Raw genomic sequence first — 9,385 nt, forward strand, 5'->3', positions numbered from 1 at the left:
TGCGCGGCCGAGGAGGTCGGGCAAAACTGCAATGGAAAGACTTCACGGACGGACCGGCGAAGCGTGTCCGTCCGGGGAGGATTGGAGTGGAAGGTTGCCCGATTTCCGCAGGAGCGGGCCGGAGGGAATCGATGTACGGCAAACAAAGATTCATGCTATAATCTTACTCAATGGCATACCTTAGTTAAGGGTCTATGTTTTTATGATAATGGACCAATTATGAAAAGCCTATTTGTGTAATAAGTATTTTTCAGATTCTAGATATATTGAATACATTCAACCGACCATATCCAAAATAAGGCATTCGCCTGTCGTAAGGTTTGTCTATCAATATATCCTAAACCCGCCTTTCTAAATAGATGATATATCCGAGTTTTGGCTGTACGTTGATTTTTAGAAATTATAAAGCATAAGGTTCCGATGATGTTGAGCCCTATCATTAAAGTAGTTATGTAGTTCATTAACTAAATAATTGTTTAATTAATGAATTACGTAATTAGTAGCAAATTTTTCTCGTAAGTAAAAAGTTTGACTAAATGGTAACAGTATAAAAATATCCAAGTTTTCAGTGGAAGGGGGGGGGGAGAACGGTTATACTTAAATTTTGCCGATTTACATATTAGCAGGACCGAAGTGGTTCGGAAAGACCGAGCGCAAAAAATTGCATTTCCTTCTTCAGGTCGAAGGGTTGCCTTACGTTTTTCAGTGCTTGGGGTCTTATGACGGTCTATCTTTCCATGATCTTTGGAATCGTCAACCATAAAATTCTATTTGAATTTGATTTCAAAGTTTAAATAATCGTGGGATTTAATAAACCATACAGAAGTAATGCCTAGTGCCGAAAAAGGTTCGTTTTACGGGACTGTGTGTTATAGAATCAAAACATGAAGAAAACCACCATAATAATTTAATCAAATTTATGTTGACCGATCAATAAGTTCGTTGCCCACGATATTTTAAAATTCCGATTAAACCTCCTTATTCATATTAAAAATTAAATCATAATCATAAATCATTCTTAGACATAACCACCAGACGTAAATTCCGTAGTGTTCGATTTGAATTGGCAACAACAAACCGTGACAGAGTTCATTTCTGAAATTTACACTATTGTTATCTACAAGAAAATCTTTCAGCTCATAGAATATATTATGGTTATTTACTTGAATTAATTTATCTAGTAACCCGCCCAACATATTATCATGTTGGATTTCATCATAAATTTTTGCTGTTAGTATTCCTCGGTTTTGTAAAATGTGTTTAAAACTATTTTCAATCTGAGGTATTAAAATGTGGGAAGATGTGACAAAATCGTTCGCAAAACCGGCACTCAAGCCCTCTGTGAACAAATACATTCGATTTGACGGAATAAATTTACTTTTACATTTTTTGAATAGATAATAGCTGATTACGTCTTTATCCACAAAACTGTCGCAGTCCATGATCCATTTACACTTTCTAAGAAAGTTGATCATACACTCTCTTATTATATTCCTCGATTGGATTAGCTCATATTCATCTTTGGTGGTTGTTCCAACAGTTTTACCTCTTGAATCTATTTTTTTGAATTCACTGAATAATTGAGACATAAATGAGTTGTCGGCTGGACTATTTTGTTTTATGTACTTAGAGGTATCTAAGGGAAAGGATAAGAGTGCCTGGTACCCACTCGCAAAATCTACAATATTTAGCTCTTCAATACATTTATCACCGAATTCATTTATAATTTCTTCAGATGAGTAGCCAATATCATCAAAAGATTGGCCAACAGAAGAAAGCATTTTAATATTTTCTTTTTGTTCCGTTAGAACCTTCAATTCTAATCTTCTTCGCAGCTTATCGTCACATTTTAGGCCTTTAAGTTCAATTAGTGCCTTCTGATATGTGTTTAGAATTGAAGGGTAGAAAGTATTAGGTTTTTTATTGCCCAACTGCCAATCGCCATCTTTTTCCAAGGTTTCGGCAGTCATTATTTTTGATTCAACTTTTGATATCGACTTTATGAGTCGTAATGCTTCAATTAAAAATAGTACAGCTGAAAAATCATTATTCCTTTCGTGTGACTGGATTTGCTGCCTTAAGAAAACATTAAAGTCCTCAAAGGATCTATTAGGATTTAAGGAAGCGAGGTCCGCAATCAGCTTTTTTTGTAAGAAGGGTTTTTCTAATTTCAGGACAACCTGTTTTCCCAATTTGTAAATTTCCCCAATATCCTTTGAAAACAGATCTTTTGCTTGCTTTACCAGCCCAAGCGCATGAATCAAGAACTCTTCATTTTGGTTTACTATAAATAAATCGATATATAACAAAACGGCTTTCCGCAAGTGAATTTTCTTCCCATCTCGAATTCTATATGAAAGATATTCACTCCATCGAGCGATTATTTCTTTATTTGGATACTGGTGCATATCTTGAGCATCATCCAATAAAGCGTCCAGTTCAACACTCTGTAAATCATTCAGAGAACAACTGCATAATTTAAAAGTCATCCGGATTTCATCCGAATCTGGGTGTTTCAACTTTAGTCTATAAAGGATATTTCTTAGTTCGGTCCCGGAACAGGTGTCATCGATATGTTGTAAATGTTTATCCATTTTTAATTTTTGGATTAGGGCTCAAAGGTGTACTATAGTTGATGAAAATTTGAATAAATCGATAAACCCTCGAAGTTGTTGTTTTTATGAACTTATACCAAAAATAGAACAAAATGCCCCCTTCGATTATGCCATTTTAATATCGAATGGATTTGATCCCAGAAAAAGTTCGTTTTACGGGGCTATTAAAATTTCAAGTACATCCACTTTTTTAAAGTCCAATCAGATCAGTCATGTAAAAAGCCCATAGAAAACATAGGGTTCTACGTGACTCATAAAACTGACAAGACTCTACCTTCGTATATGGTATTGTTAAACTATGTACTAAATCCTAATTAAATCAAGGTCTTGAAAATCGAAACTAAAATCGATAAAACGAGAAATACCTTTCATTTTGATACTCCGACCTTTACCATTTTCATCCAATGAGAATATTGCGAAGGCGTCGGCTTTCATGTCTTGATATTCCCATTTGATGGCGAAAGTATGGTCTTGGTACAATGACATTTTACCATTTAGCCTTGGCGACTTATACGATTTAAACCATAAATCCCCTTCTTTTTCGAATACTTCAACTTTTCCGAACCAGTCATCCTCGTAAATACCAACATAATTATCTTTTTCGACTTTTGTTTTCTTATTTGCAGCGACTTCAGCCCAAACTTTTTCGGAATCAGGGTCGCCCATTATTTGTCCTTGCCGTTGCATTCCCTTTGCCATATCGAGCCAGTCGGTGCCAGTTTCCAATTTTAGATATTCATCCAATAATTCAAAGCCCATCAGACCGTTCAAAGAACCGGCTCCTTCGGAATTGTTCAAAACGACTATTCCAAGTTCCAGTTCTGGGATCAAAATTACTTCCGAAGACATTCCCGCTATCAATCCCGAATGTTCAACTTTGAGAAATCCATTAAAATCCGATAGGAACCAGCCCAATCCATATCCGGAAAAATGGGTTTTAAACGGAGACCTAGGGTCCTGTTGTTGATTCATCCGTGTGTGCATCCGCCACATTTCTTGTTGTTGCTGTTCCGAAAATAAAGCTTTGTCCAAATCAGCGCCATATTTGCCTTCGTTCAATTGGACCAACATCCACTTGCACATATCGTTTGCACTGGCCCATATACCGCCAGCGGCACCGTTCATTTTTAATTCCATCTTGTCGTCCGACTCTGCCTTTGAGCCTTGTATCGCCGTTAAGGATTTACCATCAAAAGAATGTGCAACGGCAATTTTCTCATTTTTAAATGCATCGTTGTAATTGGAATACGAGTTATCCATCTGCAACGGTTTTAGAATTACTTCATCAACAAAGGTTTCCCATGTTTTTCCATTCACCCTTGCCGTAAGTTCCCCAGCAACGAGGTATAATAAGTTGTCATAATCAAATTTTGTTCTAAAAGCGGTAGTCGGCTCAAAGTATTGAAATGAGGTAAGGACATCATCGATCGTAAAATCCGAACCGTCCGGAAAGATCATAAGGTCGCCGGCACCAAGCCCCAGACCACTTCGATGGGTCAAGAGGTCTTGAATATTGAAGTTGTCCGTAACATAATCGTTGTACATCCTGAATTCGGGAATATACTTTATGACCCTGTCCTCCCATTTGATTTTCCCTTGATCTACTAGAATTGCCAATGCCGCTGATGTAAAGGCCTTGGAATTTGAGGCGATCCCGAAAGGGGTATTGGCGGTTACCGCTTCTTTTGAATCTATCGAGGTCACACCATATCCTTTGACATGTACGATTTTACCGTCTTTAACGACCCCGATTGCAAAACCCACGGTATTATCAAGTGTGCTGATCGCTGTGTTGACCATACTATCGATTTGTTTTGCGTTCATTTGGGCATTGACTTTGACCGAACTCATTACTACCATCAACAGGCCCAATACTGTAATTTTCAAGTAGTCCATATTATTCTTGATTTTTTCGATACTTTTCATGATTAATTGTTTTTTTGATAATTACTGGATTTAAGACCATCCATTGCTATCGGCACCAATAGAAATAAAAGATCACCTATAATCGATTTCCAATATTCCGGTGCATTGCTTTTGTCGATAGGATACTTCAATACTCGGAAAGGTTACAAAAAGAATGATTTTATTATTCTTTTGATTTTTGTAACCTTTTCCGAAACATCGGTATCTCATCATCGATACTATTAATCTTAAAAAATACATTATGGGTTCAGAATTTGTGATTATCGGCTTTTTGGCCGCCGCGGCATTTACTATTTACTACTTGATAAAAAGTAGGCACGCCGAACAAATGGCGAAAATTGAGCATGGCATTGCCTGCGATGACGAATCTAATTTTAAGTCAAACCTGATATTAAATCTGGGTATTGTGCTTTCTGCACTGGGAGCCGCAGTTTTCGTGTCGTATATGGTCGGCCATTTTACCAAGATGCCAGATTACATTAGCATGCCCGGCTTTCTTCTTCTCTTTGCAGGTCTGGGTTTTTTGGTTTCCAACCGTATAAATAAAAATAGAGACAGTTGAACTCCCCCTCGGACCAACGACATATTCATAGGGTTCTCAGTGGGGAGAAAGATGCGTTTCGATATTTCGTGAGAAATTATCAGGAAATGGGCTATTCAGTAGCCATATCCATTGTCAAGAATGATATGGACGCCAAGGATGCGGTTCAGAATGCCTTTATTCGGGCATTCAGATCGTTGCGTTCCTTTCGGCAAGATTCCCAGTTCTCCACGTGGTTCTATAAAATTGTGGTCAACGAGTCGCTGAAACAAATTAAAAGGGGCAAATCGAATAACGAGACTGTTAGCTTTAAAGATGACACTAAAGACTATGGCCCTATTTTTAACGAGGCGATGAATAAGCTGGAGGTCGAGGACAGGAACATTAGAATCGACAACGCCCTTAACCTTATGAAGCCGAAAGAGGCATTGGTATTGAAGCTACATTATCTCGGTGAGCAGCGGATAGAAGAAATAGAAAAAACAACGGGATTTACAAAAAGTAACATTAAAGTTTTACTGTTCAGGGCGAGAAAAAGTTTTTCCGCCCTTTTCGTTCAATATAAAAATTAAGGGATGGACACAACGGACAAGAATATAAAAAAGGCATTTTCGACCTACACCAAAAGTTTTGATGTCGATTTGGAGGAATCCATAATGGACAGGATCAGTGTGCAAAAAAACTACGGTGCCGAGCTTTTCCGATCAAGGAAAAGAGTAAAAGTAGGAACGGTTTTTAGCGCTTTATTCCTAATCGGTTACTTTTTGCTTACTTATTTTGACACCTTGCCCCGCATAAACGGCCAAATGAAGGTAATCGATGTTTACTTACCTGCAATATTTGCAAGTATGTTGATCATGGTTATGTATTTTTTGCTGAATTACATTTTCACTTCTTCAAAAAATGAAATGGACAATCTGGTTCTTCCTGAACAATAAACGTCATCAACTGCTATAGTCCTTTGAACAATTGACAAATGGGTATAAGTTATGATTTTCGGATATGCAAGGGTATCAACATCGGAACAAAAATTAGGTGCTCAAATCGACCTGTTGAAGAATGCAGGTTGCGAAAAGATCTACACGGATATTGCAAGCGGGGCAAGGAGCGATAGAAAGGGTCTGAACGAGCTGATCCGATACATGCGTAAAGGGGATACGGTCATTGCCTATAAAAATGACAGGATGTTCCGCTCCCTTAAAAATATGATAGATCTAATAGACAAGTTCAATGAGGCAGGGGTCTATTTTAAAAGTTTAAGTGAACCCGAATTTGATACAGCTTCCGCCAATGGAAAATTCCTATTGCAAATATTTGCGGCCGTAGCCGAATTTGAAAGAAATCTAATAAGCGAAAGAACAAAAGTTGGCCTTAACAATGCCCGTAAAAGAAATAAACTTTTAGGTAGGCCAACTGGCTCAAAAAAAGTAACCATTGAAAAATATCATTTTGCAAAATATCTGTACGATAGCAAAAACTTACCTATTAAAACGGCTTGTAAGCAGGCAAAGATTTCTAAATCATCGTTCTATCGAATAGAAAAGGTCCTATGAAATGTTCGTTTTATGGCACTCAATAAAAAAAGTAAACTCATCTTTTAGTTTTAGTTGAAGTTTTATAAACTAGTTGTACCTCTACTTTTCTGTTAGGTTAAGAAGTTCATCCATCTGTGTTTTCTGTCCTTCTAAAACGTTACGAAGCTGTCCCTCGCTCCAATTTTCGGGATTCGTTTACATAGGCCAAACAATTGGCAAACTATGGAGAAGGAACTGAAAGCGTTGGCACAGGTCTCAGGAGCCTCGGGAAAGAGGAAATTGCCTTCTATATAAAGGGGTTCAAAAGGTGCGCCAGCGATGCCCTCACTGATAAGGTTATGTGAATTTCTGGCACTTGACCCTGCCCATTTCCCTGAATTGCGCGTCCTTCCAAAAACAAAGAAATTTTTCACTGAACATGGTGGTAATCGGCCCACACAGAGCATGTGTTTGAGCCAGCTTTCGGACAAATTCTTTAAAAACATTATCTATTGAGCAGAATATTTCTGTAACTTACTTTGAACGTAAGCAGTGAGTTTATTTTAAATGTTTGTTTTGAGCACTATATAAGTGTACTGAGCTTTTTGCTATTTCTAAGATATTTCCCATTTTTTTATATCGAACCCATTCATACTTAAACAAATTGGACTTGGAACTTATTCAATGATTAAAACAATAATATCATGCCAGCGGAACTGATTGTCGCAGTGATTATTTTAGGAGCGGTCATACTTTTCAGTCTTGAGATATTTTCTATTGATATCACGGCCTTGATCATTATGTGTGCGTTGATGGTGACTGGTGTCCTAACAGTGGAAGAGGCCGTTTCCGGATTCAGCAACCCTGCCACGTTGACCGTTTTGGCGATGTTGATCATCAGTGCCGGCATTCAAAATACCGGACTTATTAATTATCTGGGCCAGCAGAGTGTTGGAACCGGTATCAAGAATGAAATCGTTGTGATGGCCATGACTATGTTTTTGGCGGGTACCTTGTCTGCATTTCTGAACAACACGGCCGTAGTTGCGATCTTCCTTCCAATGACCCTGAAGATTGCCCATCACAAAAATATCAATGCCAATAAACTGCTTATGGCACTGTCCTTTGGAGCTATGCTTGGCGGCTCGTGTACGGTGATCGGATCGTCTACCAACTTGCTGGTAAGCGCAATTTCCGAAGAGCATGGTTTGGGCGCGATAAAAATGTTTGAACTCGCACCGGTAGGTGGGATATTATTCATCGTTATGACTATTTTTCTGGTGATCGGCATAAGAAAAACTATTCCAGAGCGGAAATCGGAAAAAGGGGATCTTACCGGCATTTATCGACTCGATAACTATCTCGCCGAAATGATAATACCGGAAAATTCTCCTTTTGTTGGAAAAAATATCGAGCAGACCCGGCTTTTGCAGGACCATGACCTGGAAATATTGCGAATCATTCGCAGGGAGAACATAATATACCTGCCCGAAAATATTGAATTGCTGGAAGCCGGTGACTCACTGATCGTTAAGGCAAAAGCAAGAAAAATAATTGCAATGGGCAAAATTCCCGGCATTGAGATTAGGACCGACCTAGCAATAAACGATGAAAAATTAATCACCGAAGACGTTGTTTTGGTGGAGGTGATTATCGGGCCTAATTCCCTATTGATTAAAAAAAAGATAAACGATATTGATTTCCGAAAAAAATATAAAGCAATTCCTTTAGCTGTTCGTGGGAAACGAGGGGTAGCCGTTGAACAACTTGACCAAATTGCCCTTTCGGAAGGATTTGCCCTGTTGTTGGAAATTGAAAAAGATGCAATTTCAGAACTCCATGCCGGGGATGATTTTATCGTGCTTCACGAGCTGCCGCAAATTAAGTTGGAAAAACGAAAGGCTATCATAGCTACTACCATAGTTATTACTGTAATTCTTGCTGCGAGCCTTAACCTTACCTCAATTTTAGTAAGCGCTTGGTTGGGTTGCGTAGCGATGTTTATTACTCGGGTCATCAGGATTCAATATGCTTACAGTAAAGTCAGTTGGAAAATATTTTTCTTACTGGCAGGGCTTATTCCTTTGGGTACGGCACTTGAAAAATCCGGCACCGGTGATCTTGTAGCCACTTTTATCACGGAACACTTGGCCACGTACGGCCCAGCGGCAATCCTTTCCTCCTTGTTCCTCGTTACCACCTTACTGTCCGGGTTTGTTACCAATAATGCTGTGGCAGTACTCTTGGCTCCGATAGCTATTACTATTTCACATCAATTGCAAATAGACGCCAAACCATTCTTACTGGCCGTCATCTTTGGGGCTAATACTAGCTTCCTGACCCCCATAGGTTATCAAACCAACACTTTGATCTATGGGGCCGGCCAATATAAATTCGTTGACTTTTTGAGAACGGGCGGGTTAATGACCTTATTGGTCTGGATATTGATAACGGTGTTGCTCCCACTTTTTTACTTTTAAATTTCAAGACCATTTTATTTAACCATATACTAGAATGGCCTTATAGAAAAAATGGGGCAAAATTCCCATTAGAACCAATGGCGCGGTAGCTGTCAACAGCGGCCGTTAAAATCGAAAGATTTTAAGGATGACACTTTAAACGATTTTGAAAGTATATTATAATGTGGCATTAATTACAACGAGCCTTTGATATGATTGGTCCCCAAAAACGTTCGTGGCCGTTGCAGAAGTGCTCTGTGCGTAAGATATTGACCCGAGTAGGCTGTTTTTACGGAGCCTTCAGGGGGACCGGTCTTGATTGGATATACT

At 38.7% G+C, this 9,385-nt stretch carries 7 protein-coding genes; 5 read left to right on the forward strand and 2 right to left on the reverse strand.

The genetic code is table 11. The features are described from left to right. Nucleotides 1-968 precede the first annotated feature (968 nt). Together BLT07_RS19245 and BLT07_RS19250 are read right to left on the reverse strand one after the other, a co-directional pair. Entirely contained in the window at nt 969-2,594 is a 1,626-nt protein-coding gene (locus BLT07_RS19245; protein ID WP_091873906.1) for a DUF4209 domain-containing protein, read from the reverse strand. Between the two features lie 324 nt (nt 2,595-2,918). Further along, on the reverse strand, nt 2,919-4,541 hold the full coding sequence (locus tag BLT07_RS19250) for a serine hydrolase (RefSeq protein WP_245726608.1): 1,623 nt from the start codon (nt 4,539-4,541) through the stop codon (nt 2,919-2,921). Nucleotides 4,542-4,782: 241 nt separating this feature from the next. Here BLT07_RS19250 and BLT07_RS19255 point away from each other — a divergent pair, with 241 nt between their 5' ends. From BLT07_RS19255 to BLT07_RS19280, 5 genes are all read left to right on the forward strand, one after another. Beyond that, nucleotides 4,783-5,103: a DUF6249 domain-containing protein gene (locus BLT07_RS19255; protein ID WP_091873911.1), complete on the forward strand. Its 321-nt coding sequence runs from the start codon at nt 4,783-4,785 to the stop codon at nt 5,101-5,103. Beyond that, nucleotides 5,100-5,654 carry an RNA polymerase sigma factor gene (locus BLT07_RS19260; RefSeq protein WP_091873916.1) on the forward strand — a complete coding sequence of 185 codons (555 nt, stop codon included), beginning with the start codon at nt 5,100-5,102 and terminating at the stop codon, nt 5,652-5,654. The genes BLT07_RS19255 and BLT07_RS19260 overlap by 4 nt, the downstream gene beginning before the upstream one ends. A 3-nt stretch (nt 5,655-5,657) precedes the next feature. Further along, nucleotides 5,658-6,020 carry a hypothetical protein gene (locus tag BLT07_RS19265; RefSeq protein ID WP_091873921.1) on the forward strand — a complete coding sequence of 121 codons (363 nt, stop codon included), beginning with the start codon at nt 5,658-5,660 and terminating at the stop codon, nt 6,018-6,020. A gap of 51 nt (nt 6,021-6,071) precedes the next feature. Continuing rightward, nucleotides 6,072-6,635, forward strand: a complete 564-nt coding sequence (locus tag BLT07_RS19270) for a recombinase family protein (protein ID WP_091873924.1) — start codon at nt 6,072-6,074, stop codon at nt 6,633-6,635. A 665-nt stretch (nt 6,636-7,300) separates the two neighbouring features. Beyond that, nucleotides 7,301-9,076, forward strand: coding sequence for an SLC13 family permease (locus BLT07_RS19280; protein WP_091873933.1), 1,776 nt, complete (start codon nt 7,301-7,303; stop codon nt 9,074-9,076). Nucleotides 9,077-9,385 lie beyond the last annotated feature (309 nt).

Origin of the sequence: Pricia antarctica (assembly GCF_900101815.1) — a bacterium.
GTDB classification, from domain to species: domain Bacteria; phylum Bacteroidota; class Bacteroidia; order Flavobacteriales; family Flavobacteriaceae; genus Pricia; species Pricia antarctica.